At 54.2% G+C, this 22,208-nt stretch carries 19 protein-coding genes; 15 read left to right on the top strand and 4 right to left on the bottom strand.

Features of this window, described 5'->3' with window-relative positions; all coding sequences use genetic code 11:
* Positions 1–230 precede the first annotated feature (230 nt).
* The 6 genes from ACQUTP_RS09750 (at position 231) to ACQUTP_RS09725 (ending at position 4,872) form a co-directional block, all read left to right on the top strand.
* Positions 231–665: a PTS sugar transporter subunit IIA gene (locus ACQUTP_RS09750; protein ID WP_285755624.1), complete on the top strand. Its 435-nt coding sequence runs from the start codon at positions 231–233 to the stop codon at positions 663–665.
* Positions 658–1,128: a PTS sugar transporter subunit IIB gene (locus ACQUTP_RS09745; RefSeq protein WP_004202482.1), complete on the top strand. Its 471-nt coding sequence runs from the start codon at positions 658–660 to the stop codon at positions 1,126–1,128. Before ACQUTP_RS09750 ends, ACQUTP_RS09745 begins: the two co-directional genes overlap by 8 nt.
* Before the next feature lie 14 nt (positions 1,129–1,142).
* Positions 1,143–1,886 (top strand): PTS mannose/fructose/sorbose/N-acetylgalactosamine transporter subunit IIC, encoded by a 744-nt coding sequence (locus ACQUTP_RS09740; RefSeq protein ID WP_004183295.1) that lies wholly within the window; start codon positions 1,143–1,145, stop codon positions 1,884–1,886.
* 2 nt (positions 1,887–1,888) lie between these two features.
* Positions 1,889–2,743: a PTS system mannose/fructose/sorbose family transporter subunit IID gene (locus ACQUTP_RS09735; protein WP_004176976.1), complete on the top strand. Its 855-nt coding sequence runs from the start codon at positions 1,889–1,891 to the stop codon at positions 2,741–2,743.
* A 16-nt stretch (positions 2,744–2,759) separates the two neighbouring features.
* On the top strand, positions 2,760–3,821 hold the full coding sequence (locus tag ACQUTP_RS09730; protein WP_032455674.1) for an SIS domain-containing protein: 1,062 nt from the start codon (positions 2,760–2,762) through the stop codon (positions 3,819–3,821).
* Between the two features lie 64 nt (positions 3,822–3,885).
* Positions 3,886–4,872: an SIS domain-containing protein gene (locus ACQUTP_RS09725; RefSeq protein WP_004202478.1), complete on the top strand. Its 987-nt coding sequence runs from the start codon at positions 3,886–3,888 to the stop codon at positions 4,870–4,872.
* A 52-nt stretch (positions 4,873–4,924) separates the two neighbouring features.
* Here the strand turns inward: ACQUTP_RS09725 and ACQUTP_RS09720 are convergent, their stop codons facing one another.
* From ACQUTP_RS09720 to ACQUTP_RS09710, 3 genes are all read right to left on the bottom strand, one after another.
* Positions 4,925–7,654 (bottom strand): sigma 54-interacting transcriptional regulator, encoded by a 2,730-nt coding sequence (locus ACQUTP_RS09720; RefSeq protein WP_008805532.1) that lies wholly within the window; start codon positions 7,652–7,654, stop codon positions 4,925–4,927.
* A gap of 96 nt (positions 7,655–7,750) precedes the next feature.
* Complete coding sequence (locus ACQUTP_RS09715; protein WP_069135135.1) at positions 7,751–8,785, bottom strand: DUF2157 domain-containing protein; 1,035 nt, start codon at positions 8,783–8,785, stop codon at positions 7,751–7,753.
* A gap of 532 nt (positions 8,786–9,317) precedes the next feature.
* A complete protein-coding gene (locus tag ACQUTP_RS09710; RefSeq protein WP_004202474.1) occupies positions 9,318–10,187 on the bottom strand; it encodes a helix-turn-helix transcriptional regulator in 870 nt (289 codons plus the stop codon).
* Between the two features lie 108 nt (positions 10,188–10,295).
* Here ACQUTP_RS09710 and ACQUTP_RS09705 point away from each other — a divergent pair, with 108 nt between their 5' ends.
* Together ACQUTP_RS09705 and ACQUTP_RS09700 are read left to right on the top strand one after the other, a co-directional pair.
* Positions 10,296–11,723, top strand: coding sequence for an MFS transporter (locus ACQUTP_RS09705; protein WP_065802290.1), 1,428 nt, complete (start codon positions 10,296–10,298; stop codon positions 11,721–11,723).
* Between the two features lie 70 nt (positions 11,724–11,793).
* Positions 11,794–13,038 carry a mechanosensitive ion channel family protein gene (locus ACQUTP_RS09700; protein ID WP_004202471.1) on the top strand — a complete coding sequence of 415 codons (1,245 nt, stop codon included), beginning with the start codon at positions 11,794–11,796 and terminating at the stop codon, positions 13,036–13,038.
* A 2-nt stretch (positions 13,039–13,040) separates the two neighbouring features.
* Here ACQUTP_RS09700 and ACQUTP_RS09695 read toward each other — a convergent pair whose 3' ends face one another.
* The gene (locus tag ACQUTP_RS09695; protein ID WP_004202470.1) at positions 13,041–14,021 is read right to left on the bottom strand and encodes a LacI family DNA-binding transcriptional regulator; all 981 of its coding nucleotides are present in this window, start codon (positions 14,019–14,021) and stop codon (positions 13,041–13,043) included.
* Between the two features lie 261 nt (positions 14,022–14,282).
* On the opposite strand from ACQUTP_RS09695, the gene ACQUTP_RS09690 reads away from it, so the two are divergent.
* The 7 genes from ACQUTP_RS09690 to ACQUTP_RS09660 all read left to right on the top strand — a co-directional run bounded on the left by ACQUTP_RS09690 (position 14,283) and on the right by ACQUTP_RS09660 (position 22,205).
* Entirely contained in the window at positions 14,283–14,681 is a 399-nt protein-coding gene (locus ACQUTP_RS09690; protein ID WP_285755621.1) for an NUDIX hydrolase, read from the top strand.
* A gap of 680 nt (positions 14,682–15,361) precedes the next feature.
* Positions 15,362–15,979 (top strand): LuxR C-terminal-related transcriptional regulator, encoded by a 618-nt coding sequence (locus ACQUTP_RS09685; protein WP_004202469.1) that lies wholly within the window; start codon positions 15,362–15,364, stop codon positions 15,977–15,979.
* Positions 15,980–16,049: 70 nt separating this feature from the next.
* Complete coding sequence (ecpA, locus tag ACQUTP_RS09680; protein WP_004151820.1) at positions 16,050–16,628, top strand: common pilus major fimbrillin subunit EcpA; 579 nt, start codon at positions 16,050–16,052, stop codon at positions 16,626–16,628.
* Positions 16,629–16,692: 64 nt separating this feature from the next.
* Entirely contained in the window at positions 16,693–17,370 is a 678-nt protein-coding gene (locus ACQUTP_RS09675; RefSeq protein WP_004202468.1) for a hypothetical protein, read from the top strand.
* A gap of 8 nt (positions 17,371–17,378) precedes the next feature.
* Positions 17,379–19,916 carry a TcfC E-set like domain-containing protein gene (locus tag ACQUTP_RS09670; RefSeq protein WP_016831621.1) on the top strand — a complete coding sequence of 846 codons (2,538 nt, stop codon included), beginning with the start codon at positions 17,379–17,381 and terminating at the stop codon, positions 19,914–19,916.
* The gene (locus tag ACQUTP_RS09665) at positions 19,906–21,525 is read left to right on the top strand and encodes a hypothetical protein (RefSeq protein WP_004202465.1); all 1,620 of its coding nucleotides are present in this window, start codon (positions 19,906–19,908) and stop codon (positions 21,523–21,525) included. Before ACQUTP_RS09670 ends, ACQUTP_RS09665 begins: the two co-directional genes overlap by 11 nt.
* Positions 21,522–22,205, top strand: a complete 684-nt coding sequence (locus tag ACQUTP_RS09660) for a fimbrial protein (protein ID WP_032425845.1) — start codon at positions 21,522–21,524, stop codon at positions 22,203–22,205. Before ACQUTP_RS09665 ends, ACQUTP_RS09660 begins: the two co-directional genes overlap by 4 nt.
* The last annotated feature ends 3 nt before the right edge of the window (positions 22,206–22,208 follow it).

Raw genomic sequence — 22,208 nt, 5'->3', positions numbered from 1 at the left:
CGCCCGGGCCATGGCGCAGCAGCGTCTCGCCCGGGACTTTCTTCCCCCACTCTTTCCCCTCTTTTTCTGCCGTTTGTGCCAGGTTTCTGGCGCTAATGAGCCCGCTTGTGCCAGGAATAACGCCTTTAGTGTGAACCAGCTGGTTTAATTAATTGATAAATAATATTTTTTATTTCTGGCACGCCCTTTGCTCTTAACAGATACCGCTATCTGGATGAAGGAGAAACCGGGTGAAACATATCTATGTGGCCAGCCACGGCCATTTTGCTCGCGGACTGGTGAACAGTTTGTCGCTACTGATTGGCGATGAACACGGCGTTATCCCGGTCTGCGCCTATGACGAAGATATCGTGACCACCGAACAGCTGGAGCAAACCCTGGAGCATCTCATCATCCAGGCGAATGGTGATGAAGTGGTGATCTTCACCGACCTGCTTGGCGGCAGTATTAACAATAGCGCCGTGAGCGTCTTGATGCGACATCGCAACGTTTTCGTGGTCGCCGGCATCAATCTGACTCTGCTGCTGGAGTTTCTGCTGTGCGAAGAAGCCACTACCGAGGCCGCGATTATCTACGCCACCAGCGCGGCGCGTGAATCCATTGTTTTCATCAATCCTCTAATAACACAACCATCCTCTGACCCACAGGGAGAATCTCATGATTAAACTCGTGCGCATTGATTATCGGCTGCTGCACGGCCAGGTGGTTTTTGCCTGGACCCGAGCGCTGGATATCGACCATATCATCGTCGCCAACGCCAAAGCCGCGGCGGATGCCTTCATTACGATGTCGCTTAACCTGGCAAAGCCAGCGGGCGTCACGCTGGACATCGCCACCGTTGAACAGGCGGCGGAAAAGCTTAACAGCGGCAAGTTGGATCATAAAAAAGTCATGGTGGTCCTTGGCAATACTGCGGAAACCCTCGCGCTAGTGGAAAAAATCCCGGAAATTAGCGCAATTAATTACGGTGGTCTGCCACAGAAGGAAGGGGCAAGACAATTCGGCAAGGCCATCTATCTGACCGACGAGGAAATCGCCCATAGCAGAGCGCTAAAAGAAAAAGGCATTCGGCTGGAGATGCGTCAGGTACCCGCCCACTCGGCTGAACTCCTTAACGACCAACTTTAACTTCGGAGGTCACTATGTTGCTCACCGCAACGTTACTCGGCCTGATCGCCGCCCTGGGAATACTTGATGGCCGCCTGCTTGGGGTATCAATGATCGATCGACCGCTGGTGATGTGCGCCCTCACCGGTCTGGTCTGCGGTAATTTGCATGAGGGGATTCTGATTGGCGCTACGCTGGAGCTTATTTTCCTCGGCAACGTCGCCATCGGCGCCGCGCACCCGCCAGATATCGTGACCGGCTCCGTATTGGCCACCGCGTTTTCGATCATGTCCGGCCGCGGTCCGGAGGCTGCGCTCACCATCGCCATCCCTGTCTCAATGCTGGCGCAGACGCTGGGCATCCTGGTGCGCGTGGTGAACGCCCGCTTTGGTCATCTGGCGGATCGCTATGCGGCACAGGGTAATACCCGAATGGTCGGCCTGATGCACCTCGCCGGTCCGACGCTACTCTATTTTTTAAACGGATTTCTACCGGTTTTTTTTGCCATTCTGCTTGGTTCTTCGGCGGTAAGCTGGTTCCTGGAGGCCATTCCACCGGTGATAACCAACGGATTGATCGTCGCCAGTAAGATCCTGCCAGCGCTCGGCTTCGCCCTGCTGATCAGCATGATGCTCAGCAGCAAACTGATGCCGTACCTCGGTCTGGGATTTCTGATAGCGGCATATACCAAACTGGATATCATCGCCATTGCGCTGTTCGCTGTGGTGTTGGCATTTATCATCAGCCAGTTCCTTAATCTTAAGCAGCAGGAGAGCTAATCATGAGCGAAATGACGCAAACTGTGACTGGCGCTACCCAGCCGCAAAGCGATGACGCAAGCCGCATCACCGCCCGCGATTTACGCAGCGTGTTCTGGCGCTCCTTTACGCTACAGGGCTCGTGGAACTACGAGCGCCAGCAGCATATGGGCTACGCCTTCGCCATGTCGCCAGCCCTGAAGCGTATCTATCAGGACCCAACGGAGCTGGGGCGCGCCCTGCAGCGTCATCTGGTGCTGTTTAACACCACGCCCCATCTCTCGACCTTTATCTTCGGCCTGTCGATTGCCATGGAAGAAGAGAACCAGCGTAACCCCGAATTTAATGAGGAGTCGATAAACGCGATTAAAACCAGCCTGATGGGACCGCTGGCGGGCATCGGCGACTCCATTTTCTGGGGGTCATTAAAGGTTATCGCCGCCGGGATGGGTATCTATTTCGCCCAGCAGGGCAGCCTGCTGGGACCGATACTGGCGCTGTTAGTTTATAACCTGCCGCATCTTTTGTGCCGCTGGTATGGCCTGAAGCTCGGCTACCGGGCGGGTACGACCTGGCTGATGAGAATTTACCAAAGCGGCCTTATGGACCGGGTGACCTATATCGCATCAATTGTTGGCCTCATGGTCGTCGGCGCGATGACCGCCAGCATGATAGATATCACCACCCCGCTCAGCTTTACCGCCGGGCAGACCACCATGAAGGCGCAGGAGTTTATTGACAAAATTCTTCCTTCGCTGCTGCCGCTGCTTTTCACCCTCGGGATGTACAAGTTGATCCGTAAGGGAGTCAATATTAACTGGATCCTGCTAGGAACCGTCGCGTTTGGCATGGCGGCCAGCGCGCTAGGCCTGCTTTAAGAAGAGGAATATCCCCATGCACGTAGAAGACTATATGAATGAAACACCCGCCTGTCTGCTCGCTATGCTGACGCAGACGCGGGAAGATCTCTGGCAGGCGGCGAAAGCGCTAACGGAGCGCGGCATCACGCGTATTATCCTGACCGGCTCCGGTACCTCTTATCACGGCGCGCTGACCGCCCGCTCGTTTATGCAGCAGTGGTGCGGGCTACCCGTTGATGTCTACTGGCCTTTTCTGCTGGATGATTCGGCGCTGACCCTCAGCGACAAAGCGCTGGTCATCGGCATTTCTCAGGGAGGCGGCAGCCTCTCTACCCTCGCCGCAATGGAACGCGCCCGGGCAGCCGGGCATCTCACCGCTTCCATGGCCGGGGAAGCGCCAGCCGTTATCGACCGGGCGGCAGATTTGGTCTTAACAGTACCCTGTGGAGAAGAGCGGGCTGGCGCTAAAACCAAAGGGTATCACTGCACCATACTTAATCTGATGCTGCTGGCGCTTGCTGTCGCCAGTCGCCAGCGGCGCCTGAGCGATGAGGAGCGCAAAGCGCTACTCATCCGCATGGATACCACGTTTAATCATTTGCCGACGCTCATTGAGGCCTCGCAGGCGTGGGTTCTCAATCATGCCCGACCGCTTATCGACAGCGCGGACATTCGCCTGACCGGTCCGGCAAGGCTGTTTGGCACCGTTCAGGAAGGTGCGCTAAAGATGCTTGAAACGCTACGCTGTCCGGTTGCCGGTTATGAATTTGAGGAGTTCATCCACGGGATCTATAACGCCTTCGACGAGCGCTCTACCCTGATCATGCTCGATCCGTTTCCCGATGAGCGTCAGGATCGCCTGGCGGAAATACTTGGCGGCTGGACTCAGCATATTTATCGCATTGGTCCACAAGTCGAAAATAACGGCAAAAATATGCCCTTCGCATTTATTAACGATCCCGACTTTGCGGTCTTTGAATATATCATTCCGTTACAAATGGTTTGTGCCCGACTGCCACCAGTGAAGGGCATCGATCCCGCGATACCGAAGGATCCGCAGTTCCACCAAAAAATGAAAAGTAAACAACCCAATTAATTGACGCATAGTAAAAGTTATCCGCTATTCAGCGGAGGACCCGTTACATCTCAAGGAGACCAATATGTCTATAGCTCATAAAAACGCACATACTATTATTCGCGATATTTTATCTAAGCAGCACATTGAGCGCGTATGGTTTGTTGGCTGCGGTGGTTCATTAACCGGTTTCTGGCCGGGGAAATATTTTCTCGATTGTGAAGCTAAAAAGCTGGCCGTCGGCTATGTTACCAGTAATGAATTTGTCCACGCGACGCCGAACGCGTTAGGTAAAAACAGCGTAGTGATCCTCGCCTCGCAGCAGGGCAACACCGCTGAAACGGTGGAAGCCGCCCGCATCGCGCGTCAGAAAGGCGCCGCCACTATTGGACTGGTATATACCCCTGGCACGCCGCTGTGCGAACACAGCGATTACACTATTGAATACTGCTGGGCGCGCTATCCCGAAACCGTCGATCCGACGCAGCAAAAAGCGGCATACAGCCTGTGGCTGGCGCTGGAAGTGCTTGCGCAAACTGAGGGATACGCCCATTACGATGAGATGGTCAGCGCCTTTGCCAGTTTTGAATCCGTGGTACGCGGCGCTCAGCAGCAGGTTCAGGCGGATGCGCGCCATTTTGCCGAAGCCTGGAAGAGCGAAAAGGTCATCTACATGATGGGCAGCGGCCCCTCATTCGGCGCCGCGCATCAGGAATCCATCTGTATTCTGCTGGAGATGCAGTGGATTAACTCCGCGAGCATCCATAGCGGCGAGTATTTCCACGGTCCCTTTGAGATTACCGAAGCGGGAACGCCGTTTATTTTATTAAAAAGCAGCGGCCGCACACGCCCGCTGGATGACCGCGCGATCCGCTTTATCGAACGTTACCAGGGAAAACTGCAGATTATTGACGTGGAAAAGGTGGGAATCGACACACTGCACGCCAGCGTGCGCGAATATTTCTGCGGCCTGCTGCACAACTGCGTACTGGATGTTTACAACCTGGCGCTGGCCACCGCCCGCAACCACCCGCTGACCACCCGCCGCTATATGTGGAAAGTCGAATATTGATTCGCTAACCGCCTGCCAGCCCCGGCGTAATTCTCCGGGGCTGCGTTGAGAATTACCAGCTAAAATCTTCAATACGTAATTCAAAAATATCGTGAATATAGCCAATTTCCGCTACCGGTAGCGCCACGTTATAGAGTATTTTCAGGCGCTGGAACGAGTGATTCACCATGGCAATAAATTCGCCATGCTGGCGGGTAAATTGCTCAAGATCTTTATAATGGCTAATTTCATTACGCATTACCAGACGCTCAATCATACAGCTGAGATGCACATATAAACTGATAATTAAGTTATTATTAAAATGAAAACCAAGCGTATTTTGCCACTCAGCGATAATGGTTTCGATATGGCCCATGGTTTTTCCGGCATTCAGTATCGTCAGAGAGTTGACAACGTTATGCAGCGAAAACTCACGAACCATATTTTTATTAATCAGCGCAATTTGCTTTTCATTAAGATAGCCACTTAAGAGCTGACTCAGATGTCGATGCCCCTGCTCGCCAAGTAGTTCCTCAATGCCAACCCAGGGCACTCCGGCCAGCTGCGGGTCGTGGGTACCCACGACCGCAATAACTTCATACTGGTGGAGCAACGATACCGCCGTACGACTGTTTTTTAAGCGCGTATACTCGCAGGCGATGATGTTAATATCAAAATCGTTGAGCAGGCTCTTCTCCATCAGATTTTTAAATTTAAATGCGGTACCGATACCTGTAATACAGGTCACCAGCAGCGCACGCTCTTTTTTTTCTGCGGGCCAGAACACATCCCAACGCGACTGATTAAGCGGCACGATCTCTTCGGCGATTTGTTCGATGTTTTTTCCCAGCGCGATCTCGCTGGCAACGTTCAGCGCCATGCGGGTCGTGACGTTATCCACCACCACCAGCGGGCCGTGAATCACCGACAAAAGCGCATCGGCAATCTCCTTGGTGTAGCCCATATCAATAAGCACCATCACACCCGCACGCGTGTCCGTATGCTGGAGATAATCAACCACGGCGCGACTGACATCGTTAAACGCCACCTCCATCGGCATATCCATGGCCTGGTAGATCTTCTCGCCAATCAGGCGGTTGGCAACGCCGGCAATGCTGCTGGCGGTCGAATAACCGTGGGCGATTATCAGCGCTTTCACTTTTCCGCCGCTGGTCGCATCAATCGCATTGCTGACGATAGCGGCAACCGCCAGGCGGTCAAGCGTATCGATGAGCAGATCGTATTTATTATTGACGACATCCAGTAGTTTCTCTGCGATACGCTGCGCCAGCCCCGCCGAGGAGTCCAGCCAGCGCTGCATCACCAGACGCACGGGCTCAGCAACGCTACGCGGCGCCAGAGGGAGGCTGGTGAGGTAGCGGCCGGTAAGATAAGCGAATTCGACATTTAGCTGAAGGTCATAATTGACAGCGATTGCTTTGCCCACATCTTCAATAAAGCGCAGCCGTTTGTCCTGCAGAGAGACCGTACTCTCCTGATTCATCAGCGCATCAAGATAGAGCGTCACGTTCTGATAAATAAGCTTTTCAAAGGTCCGCACGCTAATATTATCCTGAGCCAACTCCTCGCACAGGCTACAAATATTTTCCGTTAGCCGTTGGTATTCATGGTGACGACCAGAAAAAAGAGGCTGCGCGTCGCCATCGCGGTAAATCATAACCCGCTCGCTATTTTGCTGAAGGGAAAAAGGCGCATCCGCCAGTAATCGGTCGGGCAGCAAACCCGCTTTTATGTGTAAAAGACCGCTATCACGTTCGCCAAATGTCCAGGCGCTGGCGCAAATATTGCGAATCAAATTTTCCAGCCCACCGACATTTCCTTCAAGCGTTTCACGCATGAGCTGGCTGACGATTTCGCCATCCAGCGCCAGATCGTGGTTCAAACGCTGGGCTTCACGGCGGAAAAAGTGGTGGATAAACGCCAGCCGCTCGAATTGGCCGCGTTCAGCGATCGGCAGAATTTTTACAATGACCGGAATACGGCGAATAAAGGTCGCCAGGAAGTGTTTTTCCAGATCCTCGGTTGAAGCAAAAATTAGCCGCACCGTGGCGCTGCGCTCATCGGTGCTCTCCCCCAGCCGGCGCCAGCTACCGTTATCCATAAAATGAAACAGCTTTTCCTGACCTTCGGGCGGCAGCCGATGAACCTCATCGATAAACAACACCCCACCGTTGCTGGTCTCGATAAGACCAGGAACGGCTTTATCGGCGCCGGTAAAGGCCCCCTTCGCATGACCAAATAACTTCGAGGTCAGTAGTTCTGGATTATTCGCGTACTCGGCGCAGTTAAATACGGTAAAAGGCGCATCGGCAGGTAAAATGCCTTCATCTATTGCGTAGTGCCAGAGCTGGCGAGCTAGAAAACTTTTCCCGGTGCCAGTAGGGCCCCGCAGCAGCAGCGGCAGACCTGCGCCAGGGTAGCTGATGGCAGCCTTGCACTGGCGCAATGCTTCCTGCAGGCTGCCCTGCGCGCCAATCAGCTGCGCCAGACTATCCTGACGCTCCGCGCACAGCGCCTGAATGGAGGCGTATTCGCCGTGCCGAACCGCCAGGCGGTGATGATCGCGCAGAACGGTAACGGGTAAAAACAGCACCGGGCGACCATTCACTTTGACCACCCGCTGCTCGCGATGGAGATTATTCAGATGATGGCTGATGATGCTGCGTTTTTGCTTCAAGCTATCGGCAATGGCCATAGCGTTAAACTCGCCCAGCGCTTCCGCCGTCAGCGCTCGCCCGGCGATCCGTTGTTCTAGCTGGCGAAAAATCGACTCCTTGTTCATCTCGCTCCCCTGTCAAAAGCGTAAAATTCGCTTATACGACAATTCGCGCAGGACGTCGCTGCCGTCAGCCACACTTCTTTAAAAGCGCTTAATTTTTCATGGCTTAACGTTCCCCGCGTGCCAGATGCGCTCGGCATAGCGGCCAATCACCGCCAGCGAGACGGCAAGGATCAAGAAAAACAGCACTTTGTGCATCCCGTTCCAGAAAAACTCAAAGAAGCGGGTATAGAGATTGATCGCCAGGAAGGTTAACCCAAAGCCGCGCAGCATGGCGTCATCGGTTTTCAGGCTGATAAAAATGCAGACGCCGGCCGCCGCGGCAAACAGCAGCCCCCACGGCAGGAGTCGCGCCTGGCTTACGTTGTACCAGCTGTCAGCGTCGTAATTGCCGAAAATCGACAGGATCCACAGCGCAATAAACAGGTACGTGAGGCCCATCGCCTTGCTGACGGTAAACAGCTGACGCTGGCGAAGCAAGGACTGCGCGCCGTAGCAGAGCGCCAGCAGCGCGCCGCCGAACAGGACGAAGCGAATCGGGTAGTTCATGCCCAGCCAGTAGGCGCCCCACCCCGAGACATAGCCGGTTTCTGCGCCAAACCAGTTGCCCAGCGCCAGCAGAAAAAAAAGCCACACCAGCCCGGAGCGGGCTACATAGCCGATAGCGCCGTAAATCATACATCCGGCCAGAAACAGCGGCGCGATATGGCCGCTGCCGTTATCCAGCCGTTCACCCAACTGCCATAGCGCCACCGCGGTAAAGACGACGCCCAGAAACAAAATCGCCTCGGTGCTGTAGTGCCACTGCGTCTCCCGCTGCTGGCGGCGAAAACCCCAGCCATAGCAGGCGACTGCCAGCAGTGCAGGCAGCAGGATCCGCGTCAGCGCCGAGTGGCTGAACAGGCTCAGCAGCCACGCCACCAGTTCGCTGTCGGCAAACAGACTGCCCAGAGCAATCAGCACGCAGGCCAGCGCGGTCCAGAAGGCATAGCGGCTCAGGCGCCGCCAGTCGAAGGGGGAGACGCGCAGCGTGTGCGCCAGCCGCTGACTGTCCGACGGGGTTAACTCCCCGCTGGCCTGCCAGGCATTCAGCGCGCGCTGAATAATGCGCTGCTCTTTTCGGGTTACGTTCATAGGCATTCCTTGAGGCTGATGACAAACCTGTTTTCGCTAATGTGCTCGCCTTTTTGCCGGGTGGCGGCGTACGCCTTACCCGGCCTACAAACCCAAATCACCGCGGGTCCTGGGGCTGCTGAAACTGCCGATACTGGCGGCCTCAACATCGCTGAGACGTTCCCGGCAGGCCGGGGCAGCCCGCATGGATGCGGGCTGAGGGCCGTGTTTTGCATGGACGCTGCCTCGGCCCGACCCGTAGCCTGCAGGGATAAGTCGAAGGCACCACGAAGTGGCGATGTTGCTGGCCGGAGCCCGGGGGTACAGGGGGCGGCGGCGACTGGCCGCCCCCTGTGCGCTCCCTGCGCCATGAGAGATATAACGCAGAAGACTAACCGGGAGCGCAATGTGCGCTGAAGTCGCAGATAACATAAAAGACTTCCCTGCAGTGCTTTCCCTCACCCTGGCCCTCTCCCGGAGGGAGAGGGAACCGTCCAGCAGCCCGGCCGGGCAATACCCGAAGATGGCACATTCTCAACCATCTGAGTCCTTGTCATGAATGTTGGTCCAGCCACGTCAGCGCCTGCTCGCCCGCCTCGTCCATCGGCAGGTAGACCAGCAGACGCGAACCATTGCGCGGCGCCGAATACCAGTACATCTGCTGCAGGCTGAATCGCCCGAGCTGCGGGTGGTTAAAATGTTTAATCTGGTTTTCCACGCCGCGCACCTCGTAGCGCTGATGCCACAGCGCTTCAAACTCCGACGAGGCGGCGAAAAAGCGCGCCAGTTTGTTTTCCCATGCCGGATCGCCACGGTGCTCGGCCATCGCGGCGCGGAAATAGGAGACAAAAGTCGGCAGCACATCGCGATTTTCAATCCGGCTGCGCCAGGTCTCATGGGTCAGATACAGATAAATGCAGTTGCGATCTTCTTCCGCAAGGGTGGCGAAATCGACACCCATCAGGCGGCAGAAGCTGTCGTTCCAGGCCACAATATCAAAGTTCGGTTTTTGAATGCTGGCCGGCTGCGGCATCAGGCTGTCCAGCATGCGGCGGGTGCCGGGGCTGATGCCTTCGCACGCCGTCACCTGGGTGGCTTCCGGCGGGGTCAGCCCGGCGAGCACGAACAGATGCCGGGTCTCCAGCGGACTGCACTGCAGGGCATTCGCCACCCCCACCAGCACTGCCTCCGACGGATTCACCTCCCGCCCCTGCTCCAGCCAGGTGTACCAGGTAACGCCGACGTCGGCGAGCATCGCCACCTCTTCCCGGCGCAGACCCGGCGTGCGTCGGCGGCCCACCCGGGGTAACCCCAGGCGCTGCGGATCGAGGCTTTCACGGCGGGCGCGCAGAAACGCCCCCAGCTGTTTGCGCCGATCGTCCGGCACGGCGAACGTCGACTCCCGTTGCGGCATCGTGGTCATCACCCCTCCAGCATGGTAGTTCCAGTACCAGTATAGACAGGAACTGGTACCCGTTTAATTTATCGGTAATGCTACGTCGGTCTGCTGAATGACGCAATGGAGATTCCCATGAAAACGTCTGCTGTTTCACCCGGCCGCGCCGGTCTGTTGCTGCTGCTGGGCGGCCAGATGCTGCCGCTTATTGATACCTCGATCACCAATGTGGCGCTGGACGCCATCACCCATACCCTGGCGGCCAGCGCCACGCAGCTGGAACTTATCGTCGCGCTCTACGGTGTCGCCTTTGCCGTCTGCCTGGCGATGGGCAGTAAGCTTGGCGATAACTATGGCCGCCGGCGCCTGTTTATGTGGGGCGTCGCGCTCTTTGGCATTGCTTCCCTGCTGTGCGGCATAGCAAACAGCATCAGCGCCCTGCTGGCCGCCCGCACTCTGCAGGGCGCCGGGGCGGCGCTGATTGTGCCGCAGATCCTCGCCACCCTGCACGTCACCCTCAAAGGCCCGGCCCACGCCCGGGCTATCAGCCTGTACGGCGGGATCGGCGGGATCGCCTTTATTGTCGGACAGATGGGCGGCGGCTGGCTGGTATCGGCGGACATCGCCGGGCTGGGCTGGCGCAACGCCTTTTTTATCAATGTGCCGATCTGCCTGCTGGTGCTGGCCCTGAGCCGCCGCTATGTGCCGGAAACCCGTCGTGAGACGCCGTCGCGGATTGACTGGCAGGGCACGCTGTACCTCGCCCTCATCCTCTGCTGCCTGCTGTTCCCGATGGCCCTCGGTCCGGAGCTGCGCTGGCCGCTGTGGCTGCAGCTGATGCTGGTGGCGGTCCTGCCGCTGCTGTTCGCCATGCGTCAGAGCGCCCTGCGCCAGCAGCAGCGTGGCGATCATCCCCTGCTGCCGCCGCGTCTGCTGCAGTTGACCAGCATCCGCTTCGGGATGGCCATCGCCCTGCTGTTTTTCAGCGCCTGGTCCGGCTTTATGTTCTGCATGGCGCTGACCATGCAGGAGGGGCTGGGGATGGCGCCGTGGCAGTCCGGCAATAGCTTTATCGCCCTCGGCGTGGCCTATTTTATTTCGGCGCTGTATGCCCCGCGGCTTATCGCCCGCTACAGCATGGGGCGGATCCTGCTGACCGGTCTGGCGGTGCAGATCGCCGGTCTACTGCTGCTGTGCGCCACCTTCTCCCGCTTCGGGATCGCCACCACCGCCCTGACGCTGGTCCCCGCCACGGCGCTGATCGGCTACGGCCAGGCGCTGATCGTCAACAGCTTTTACCGGATTGGCATGCGCGATATCAGCGCCAGCGACGCCGGGGCCGGGAGCGCCATCCTCAGTACCCTGCAGCAGGCGACTCTCGGCCTTGGGCCGGCTATCCTCGGCTCGCTGTTCCTGGCGCTGGCCCGTCGCGGCGGCGGAAACTATCCGCAGGCGCTGATTGATTTTCTGCTGGTCGAGGTGGCTATGATGCTATTGCTGGCGGCCATCGCGCTGTGGCTGCGTCATCATCTCAACCGACAGCCGGCGACGGTAGCGTCGTAATACCGGCGGCGGTGATTTGCATAATCGTTATCCAGCGGTCATCATACCCGCTGGATATTCAGGAGACGTTATGCAGGAATTAATATCGCAAATTGCCGCCTTAGGAATCGAAATAACTCCCACCCGCTCGCTGATGATTATCTTCGGCATTATCTTGTTCACCGCCGTCGTCGTGCATCTGATATTGCATAAAGTGGTGCTTCGCGCTTTTGAAAAACGGGCATTGGCCAGCAGCCATCTGTGGCTGCAAATCATCACGCAGAATAAACTCTTTCACCGACTGGCCTTTACCCTGCAGGGGATCATCGTCAACGTGCAGGCGGTGCTGTGGCTGCAAAAAGGCAGCGAGGCCGCGGAAATATTAACCACCGTGGCTCAGCTATGGGTGATGATATATGCCATGCTGTCCTTCTTCTCACTGCTGGATGTGATCTTAAAGCTGGCGCAGAAATTTCCCGCCGCCTCTCAGCTGCCGCTGAAGGGGATATTCCAGGGAATTAAGCTGGTGACGGCGATTATTATCGGCATCCTGATTATTTCCCTGCTGATAGGCCAGTCGCCAGCGATCCTGATTAGCGGGCTCGGCGCCATGGCCGCGGTGCTCATGCTGGTATTTAAAGATCCGATCCTTGGCCTGGTGGCCGGTATCCAGCTCTCGGCCAACGATATGCTCAAGCTTGGCGACTGGCTGGAGATGCCGAAATACGGCGCCGACGGCGCGGTGATCGATATCGGCCTCACTACGGTCAAGGTACGTAACTGGGATAATACCATCACCACCATTCCGACCTGGTCGCTGGTCTCCGACTCGTTTAAAAACTGGAGCGGCATGTCGGCCTCCGGTGGCCGCCGCATTAAGCGCAGCCTCAACATCGACACCACCAGCATTCATTTCCTCGATGAACAGGAGCAGCAGCGCTTGATCCGGGCGAAGTTGCTTAAACCCTATATGGATTCGCGCCACGAGGAGATTAGCGCCTGGAACCAGCAGTATGCCGGGGAACAGTCGGTTCTCAATGAGCGGCGAATGACCAATGTCGGCACCTTCCGCGCCTATCTGCAGGAGTATTTACGTCATCATCCGCGCATCCGCCAGGATATGACCCTGATGGTGCGCCAGCTGGCGCCGGATGCCAACGGCTTGCCGATCGAGATCTATTGCTTCACCAACACCGTGGTGTGGGCGGAATATGAGGGGATCCAGGCGGATATTTTCGATCATGTCTTCGCCGTGGTGGAGGAGTTTGGCTTACGCATTCATCAGACGCCCACCGGCAACGACATTCGCGCGCTGGCGGGCGCCTTCTCCCGCTGACCTCAGGCGCTGGCGCGGGCTATCACGCGCCAGTCCATCATCACCCGCTCGACGGCAGCGTCGGGATCGTCGATGCGTTTCATTAACAGATCCACCGCCGTGCGGCCGATCGCCCGGGAGGGCTGTTCGACGGTGGTCAGCTGCGGGGAGACCACTTCCGCCAGCTCGGTGCCGTCGAAGCCGATCACCGCGATATCCTCCGGCACCCGCAGTCCAGCCTGGTCAATCGCCCGTAGCGCCCCGGCGGCAAGGGAGTCCGAAACGGCAAACACCGCGTCGGGCTTCTCGTCTTGCGACAGCAGCTGCTCCATCGCCCGTTTACCGGCCGCCGCGCTAAGATCCTGCGCGTAGGTCACCTGCTGATACGCCAGACCGTGCACGTGCAGCACGCTTTTATAGCCGCGCTCGCGCAGGCGGGCGTAGCGATAGCTGAGGTCGTGATTAATGAGCGCGATGCGACGGCGGCCGGCGTCGGCCAGCCGGGACACCGCCCCCTGGGCCGCCTCGACGTCGTTAATCCCGACGCAGGAGATGCTGCCGGTGTCGGCATACTCCGCGCACTGCACCCAGGGTGCATCGCCAATCATGGTGGTCAGTTCCGGCAGGCTGGAGAGCGCGTTCATGGTAATAATGCCGTCGACCATTTTGCCGGAGAGCAGCTGCAGGCCCGAGGTCGAGCGGGCCAAATCCGACCCGGAATTACACAGCAGAATGCGGTAGCCGTTCTTCTCCGCCTCTTCTTCTATCCCTTTCACCACCTCGGCGCAAAAAGGGTTAGCGATATTGGAGACCATCACCAGGATCATATTGCTGCGGGCGGTTCGCAGCTGACGCGCCAGCAGGTTCGGCTGATAGTTGCTCTCTTTGATCGCCTGCAGCACGCGCTCACGGTTTTTGGCTTTTACCGTATCGCTGTTGTTCAGCACCCGCGACACCGTGGCCACCGAGACGCCGGCCAGACGAGCAATTTTCTGAATAGACATAAACCCTGCACTTCCTGCCATAGAGGTGGATCCTGCAGGCTATCATAAATGAGCGCAGCCCGCGCCGCTAGCCGGGCTGCGTGCGAACTGGGAGCCTTACGCTTTTGCGATGCCAGGACGTTAACCGCTTTTGCAAAACATGACGGGATTGATTAGCACGCTTAGCGGGCTATCATGGTGGCGCTGATGTAATTTCGCAAAATGCAAAACTCACTCGGGTATGCTACGGCATTGGTATAGAAATGGGGTATTTTGAGCGCAATGAAAATGATTATTATCGCAGCGGCAATTATCACCGACAGTCAGGGACGCTGTCTTTTAGTGCGTAAGCGGGGAACTGAATATTTTATGCAACCCGGCGGCAAGCCTGAAATCGGCGAGACCCCGCACGCGGCGCTGATCCGCGAGCTGGAGGAGGAACTCAACTTCAGCGTCTCACCAGAAGAACTGGTCCAGGTAGGCCGTTTCACTGATGCGGCGGTAAACGAGCCAGGTCATCTTGTCTCTGCGGATGTCTTTCTGATAGCCACGAACAGGGTAAGCTTTACACCGACGATGGAAATAGAAGAAGTGATCTGGTTTACGCCGGGTCAGGATCGGCATATTAAGCTTGCTCCCCTTACCGAAAACCACCTGCTCCCTCTGCTGAAAGGGGTGTAACCACCCCAAACGCATCGAAAGTTTTGGCTCATTTATCTGCAAGTAAAAATCCACACCATCCTCGTCTTGAAGTATTTACGGCTACCTGTAGGCAGACCCAATCCATGCGGCCCCCTAACTCTCTCCGTGACCTGTTTGTCCGCTTTGTACCATCACTATTCCGCACAGACTGCTGACGAGTTCTCCTTAAACATTAACGCGTCTTTATGCATGGGCCTCTGCTGTTTTGTACGCCAGATCATATTTTGCCCGCGCCTTCTTTCACTCTGAGCATCAAACAGCGCAACTTCACCTTACAAAAAAGGGAATATCCGCCTGAAAAAACACAAATTAAAAAACAAATTTAAAACAAAATGTTAACAAAATAGTGTGTGGCTGCGCTTTTTTTGACTTATTGTGCTGTTTTTTTTTAACCAATTACTGCTCATTCAGCGAGAAAATTCCTGGTCGCAATGGATAATTCTTAAGCTGCGTTCGCTATAAAATTCTGCCCATTAAGATTTTTCTTATTAATAAGAGCAGGTTAGTATGATTCGCAGTATTTTTTGACTTTAAGAATTTACACATTTTTCAGCAAAATAACCACCTTGAAATTAAAGTTGTCACATTTATTAACTAGTCATAATATAGCCACATCATTGAACGATAAGGTAAGACAATATAGGGAAATAAATCGACACATGGTTCCACAGAAATATGAGAAGGCATACTGTATTAGCTGCCAGTATCAGTGCGAAATCTATCCACGACCTACGATAAAATCGATTAGATGTATTGAAACTCACTATTGCGTATGGCCTGATAAAAACATCTACTTAAAAAATGGCGTGCATTGTTTTTTAATTAACAAGCATTACAACTTCTCTAATTCTGGATATGTTTTTGTTGATTTTTCTCGCTACAACATCAGATTATTCACCAATGATAAATGGATTGAATATCTGATCAAAACAGGATTGCGGATAGTTTTGATTGCCGACAGATTAGCGCAACCACTGGCGTTGTACTGGAAACACCGTTGTCAGCAAATACTTTCAATTATCTATACCAGCGATACCCGAAATGAGATTGAAAGGAAAATACATCTTTCCTTTCTCGGCCAAAAAGATGGACGCGGCTATCGTCAGAAACTAAGCGCTCAAGAGGTATTGGTACTCGATCTTTTACTTGCAGAGAAGTCAGTTAAAGAGATAGCACAAGAATTGCAGATGGCAGAAAAAAGAATCTACGCAATCAAGCTCAGCTTGCAGAATAAGATGGGAGGCAGAGGGAAGTTAAACATTACTTTATCTGGATAAAGTCATTATCAGTATTTATAGCAATAACTCCATAAATGGAACTAACTTAATTATTCTCAGGAAATTGAAAATGAAAAAAATCGTATTAGCGGGTGTTGCGGCTGCGGCTCTTATCTCTTCCAACGCAATGGCTGACGTAACTGCTTCCGCCACTGCAAGCTGGGATGCAAGCGCAACGAAAGACACCACCAGCGCGCTAGTTGTCACTCCGCTGAAATCCCTGAATTTCCAGTACGCGGAAGGGATTAAAGCGTTTAACTCTCAGAAAGGCGCTTTTGACATCACCATCCAGGGCCAGTCTGGCGCGACTGACTTTACGCTGACCTCTCAGATCGTGAGCAACACCCTGAGCCGTACCACTGACGCCTCTACTCTGGCCGTCGGTGTGAACTGGAACGGCAACGCGCTGAACAAATCCACCCCGGTAACGATGATTGATACTTCCAACAACATTTCCGCGGGTCTGGATGCGCTGGCTGTCGCGACCGCCTTCGCAGGCGCCGATCGCGTCAGCACTCAGGGTAACTTCGATTTCACTATCGACTCCGCGACTTCTGACGGCAGCACTGCCGCTGAGTTCAAAGATTTAACCGACGGTTACTGGAGCGGCGACGTTCGCGTTCAGTTTAATGCGGTCTGGACTATCTAATCAGGTGTAGCCAACACCTGTCCGGTAAGACAAGGAGGCCTCGGCCTCCTTATAAGGATGCGCCATGAAACTGAATCCATTATTCCTCTCTCTCTTTTTATTCACCGTGACGCCCTCCTCCCATGCGATTAATGTCGGAGACGTCACCTCAATAATGGGGCCGGATGCCTCGACTCTGGCAAAAGAAATCATTAATACCACCGATACGGCGCGTTACGTTAGCGTCAGCGTGGAGCGTATCTCATCGCCAATGGCCGGTGGCACGGTTATCCCGATGGCGAACAGATCGGAATTATTATCAACACCCGCCAGCCTGATATTACCCGGCAATGCTAAAGAGAACTTTCGTTTTTTTTACAAAGGACCTCAGGATAACCAGGAACGTTACTACCGAATATCCTGGACCGATGAGCCGGTAACCGAGTTTGAAGCCAGTAAAAAGAAAAAACAGGGCGAGGCAACGACTTCAGCCATTATTGGTACCATTCTGGTGGTCGCGCCGCGAGAAGAAAGATTTGACTATCGTCGCGATAATGACACGGTAACCAATACTGGTAACGCTTCATTCCGTGTGATCTCCTACGGTCCCTGTCGTGATAAAGCGAAGGATGAGGGACAAGGCTGCCGTGAGCGATATTATGTCATGCCTGATGTCAGCGTAAAAATAAAGCATACCGATCTCACCAACAAAAAAACGCGAATTGGAATATGGCACGGTGAGCAATATATAAATGTAAACTGAGTAACATCATGGATAATCTTGGTTATGTCAAAGGGACGTTGTTCGCTGGGTTATTAATTACAGTAAACCAGGGTTGGGCAGCTAATGCTACAGCGCCAGTCAAAGTCAGTAACTATATTATTCCTTCGGTATTTGCTAACGCGTTATATCAGGGCATGTCGGTCCCTGTTTTTATTCGTTATGAAGGCGATAATAGTACCCAACGCAGTCAGCAAAAAATCGCTGATGCCATCCTGACCATCAAGGATAATGAGTTTCGCCTGAATCAGATCGCGCTCAGCGATCTGCCGGAGCGAACCGAACTATCACCTCAGATTAAATCATTGCTCAACGAGATGCAGGATAAAAGCATCGGCGACGGTCAGCGCGTTTATATCAACAAAGACGCCTCACTTTCACTTGATACGCGTTCCTTTTATCTCGAGCTGACGGTTAACCGGGCAGCCATGCAGGCCGCTATTTTGCCGCGTACCAATATGCTTGGAGAATCTACCGCCCAGAATCTCTCGAGCGTGCTGAATTACTCGATGGGGAGCTATTACAACAAATATGAGAATACCGATAACGCCAGCAGCTATCTGACGCTGGATAATACCTGGTCGCTGCGGGAACACCATCTGAACTTTAACGGTTCTCTTTACGGGATAGGTACCGGCAACCAGGAGAGTAAACTGTATCGCTCGATGTACGAACGTGACTATCAGGGACGCCGCCTGGCAATGGGTATGGTGGATACATGGAATCTGCAATCGATTGCCAGCATGAGCGCCCTGAATTCCAGCCGTATTTACGGCGTCAGCTATGGCAATAAAAGCAGTTCACAAACGCAGGACAATACGCTTGCTCTGGTGCCCGTCACGGTGTTTCTCCCGGCCGCTGGTGAAGTACACGTCTATCGTGACGGCAAACTGCTCAGCATTCAAAACTTCTCGATGGGTAGCTACGAGCTCGATACGTCGCGTCTGCCATTTGGCATCTACAACGTTGATATCCAGGTGGTAGTTAACGGGCGCGTGGTCAGCAGCCGGACGGCGAACATCAATAAAACGTTCGCCCGTAAATCGAGCGTGACCGGCGATCTCTCGTGGCAAACCTTCGGCGGCAGCCTCGAATACAACAAGATGGACTATCGCCACAAATACAACATCAATTATGGCACAAAGAATACATGGATAGCCGGGATCGCCGCGGCAACCAGCCAACCCTGGCTTTCCGGCGTCAATCTGAAAACCACGCTCTACGGTTTTGACACTAACGGCGTCAATGAAACGGAAGCGAACGTTATTTTCAACGACGCGTTCAGCTTTAACCAGCAGGGGCTGCTCGCTACCGACGGCAGCTGGCAGAGTACCTCCACCTTTAATATGAGTTTACCCGACGGTTACGGCAACCTGTGGGGGTCGCGCCAGTACAGTTCCATCGGTAACGCGCTCCCGATGCAGCAGAATGACTACGTGACCATCGGCGCCAATGCCAATCTGCGCAAAATCGCGCCGTTCCTCGGTACGCTGAGCGTCAGCCGAACCAATAACAAATATACCGGCAGCACCTATACCAACGTCGATTACGACCAATCGCTGTTAGCCAATCGCTATGCGACCGTGTCGCTGCGCGCCGGTATTCAGAACTATCAATACAACAACCATGAAAATCTGCGTGATAAGTACGTCAATATTGATGTCTCTATCCCCTTCTCTACCTGGCTCAGCACCGGCGTGTCCAGCCAGAATGGAAACATGCTGGCGAACGCCACGCTGCGCAAAAGCTTTGACGACAGCGCTATTACCCAAGTGGGAGCATCGGTTTCGAAGCAGATTAAACAGAATAAAAATGACGATAGCCGCTATCGTTCCGACGATTACGCCGCCAATGGTTACGTCAGCTATGACACCAAATATAACGCTGGCACCGTCTCCGTTAGCCGCTCATCGCAGCACAGTTCAAACTACAGCCTGAGCTCGCAGGGCAGCCTGGCCTGGACGGAAAAAAATGTTTATGTCGGCAAAGGCACTCAAACCGCAGGCCTGGTGGTGAATACCAATTTCAGCGGCAAGGGGAGGATGATGGCGCAGATCAACGGCCAGAACTACCCGCTGACCGGCAAAAGCAACTTCATCAGTCTTCCGCCCTACGCCGAATACAAGGTGGAGCTGATGAACGACAAAAATTCGGAAGACAGCGTCGACATCGTTAACGGCCGGCGGAACAAAGTCGTGCTCTATCCCGGCAACGTCAGCGTGATTAACCCGGAAGTCAAACAGCTCGTCACCGTATTTGGCCGGGTGAAAGATCGCCGCGGTGGTTACTACGCCAACGCCGATATACATAACCACATTGGTAAAACACGCACCGACGAACTCGGCGAGTTCGCCATGGACGTTGATAAGCGCTATCCGGTGATTACCCTGGTCGATAAATTCGGCGGTATTTGCGAAGTGGATTTGGATCTGCGAGAAGCGAAAGGTGCCGTATGGGTCGGTGAGATCCCTTGTGAGATCCAACAACAAACGGCATCAGTGACTGGAGATATTAAGAATGTCTATTAAACCCCAGGCCATCATGCTGCTGGCCGGCTGGCTGCTAGCCGCGCCGGCTATGGCACTTACCGCTACTAACGACGGGAGCGGCAGCAACACCTATATGTTTATCGACAACGATGTCGATGATGAATATTTCATCACCACCAGCTCCCTGTCCCCGCGCTTCACTGGAGCCAATATCTGGACGAAATATAAAACGAACCAGCGTAGTCTGGGATACATGGGCAACTCAGGCTGGAGTTACAGCAACCGCTATTTTGATCTCTGGATAGACAACTCCCCGATTAACCAACCGTTTCTCGGGCTCCGCTGCATGTCAACGGGCGCAAACTGCCCGGCTTCGGGCTATATCCCCGCCGATGTACTCGACAAAGACGGCTTCTATCACGCGATGTCCGGCAACAGCGTGGCCAATGGTTACTACGGCGCCGGGGTGCTGAGTCAGTCGGCATATGAGTATTTTCGTAATCGGCCGGTGGGAACCATCGATAGTTTGCAGTTGAATCTTTGCTATATGGACTCCAAAGCTGATTATGACTTTGCTTCCGGCGTTCGCTGTAAAGATCTCCCCAGCGGAGGAAAGTGGGTTTACTACACGATGAACCTCGAAAAGGTCTCGCATCTGACCTTGAACAGTACCGGCGCGATGGCGGAAGTGTGGATTGCCAGCGACGGTACGCCAAGCGTCAACCTCGGCTCTGAATTGTGCCAGATGGGGGTGGTAGGGAGCGCTTCGGGGATCATTTGTAAAATGGTGTCTTACAGCTTTCAGGAAACCAAAACCCTCACCACTTCGCTTGATTTCCGGATGGTTATCGATACGACGCTGCTGGGATTTTCCCCTTCTTCGTCTGACGTCAAGTACAGCGGTGATGGCGCCAGCTGGACCAATTTCGGCTCGATCAGCACCTATAACAAGGTCTTCAAACCGTCAGGGGAGTACATCTATGTCTTTCTGTCCAACGCCTTTTTCAAAAAAGCTCTCAAGGCGGGCACAGATTTAACCAACAAAGATGAGCTGTTCACCTTCTATTTTGATAACTCCGTGACTCCTCAATCAGGTTATTATCAGTTTACGCCATCAACACTAATTAACATCATCCCGCGTGAATACGGCATCAGCATTATCGCCAGCGACGGGAGTGCTCATCCAAAAGCATCTGGCAAGATCGGTAGCGAAACGCCCATCACCTTTGAGTATAAAGTTACTACCTCCGCGTCGCGTCAGGCGGACAGCATCACCGCCCAGGTGACTGGCGACGCCATCAACATATATGGTCAGCCATACTGTCTGTTTACCTCAGCAGACGAGACGCTAAAAGTGCCGGTCCCGGCCTTCCTCGAATGGACTTCCGCTGCCGGTAACGCGGTAAGAGTGCGCAACAGCTGCGGTGAAAACCCCGTTGATATGACCAACGCCGCCTGGGTTCAGACGGCCTGGAACGCCAACGTCAACGATGGTTTCTTTTTTACCACCACGCTGAAACTGCTGTTTCCGATGGATGACTCGCATTCACAGTTCACTACTGATGGTCATGACTGGATGGGAACCGTCAGCGCCACCGGGGATGTAAAAGTGACCGCCACCTGGGTTGGCGTCGATCGGGGGGTATGATGAAGAAAATGCTTTTCATCGGATTGTGCGGGCTGTGTATTCAGCCCGCTTCCGCGGTGTACTTTGATTCCATCATTTATGATATGGATGCCAGTAAAGATTTTATCTCCCGGCCGTTAGTCAATGATACAAGCAGCAATAACTTATATACCATCTCGGCTTACAAAATCGCCAGGCCGGGCAACGGTAATGAACGGCCGGTGCCCGGTCAGGACAAAGACCTGGTCTGGTCGCCGCTGCAGTTCACCGTACAGGCCAATGGCCAGGAGTATTTTAAACTCTATTACCGTGGGCCTGGAGATGACATTGAGCGATATTATCGGGTGATCTTTAAAGAAACGCCCGTCACGGTTTTTCCCTGGCGCATGGAGCAGAAAAAACTGAATATTGTCCCTTCGGTATCGATGAGCACCATTCTCATTGTTCGCCCTCGAAAAACGCGTTTCCAGTATGAGATCAACGAAGCCACGGGCACCATTAAAAATACCGGCAATACCTATTTCAGAGTCATTCTCCAGAAAGGTTGTAATGGGGATGATGAAAGCTCTACACAGTTTTATATGCTGCCAGGGGATAGCTGGACAGGCCCTGAGGCGAAGAATGGCAACAGGAAATATATCGTCGCATTAGGCCGTTATCATAAATTAGGTGATGGCTGTTTCATGGATGCGCCGGATTAATCA

The sequence above is a fragment of the Klebsiella sp. 2-CIP_Kleb. genome, assembly GCF_050378715.1.
Lineage (GTDB): Bacteria > Pseudomonadota > Gammaproteobacteria > Enterobacterales > Enterobacteriaceae > Klebsiella > Klebsiella quasipneumoniae.
The sequence above is the reverse complement of the archived record's forward strand: the minus strand, read 5'-3'. Positions and strand labels throughout refer to the sequence as shown.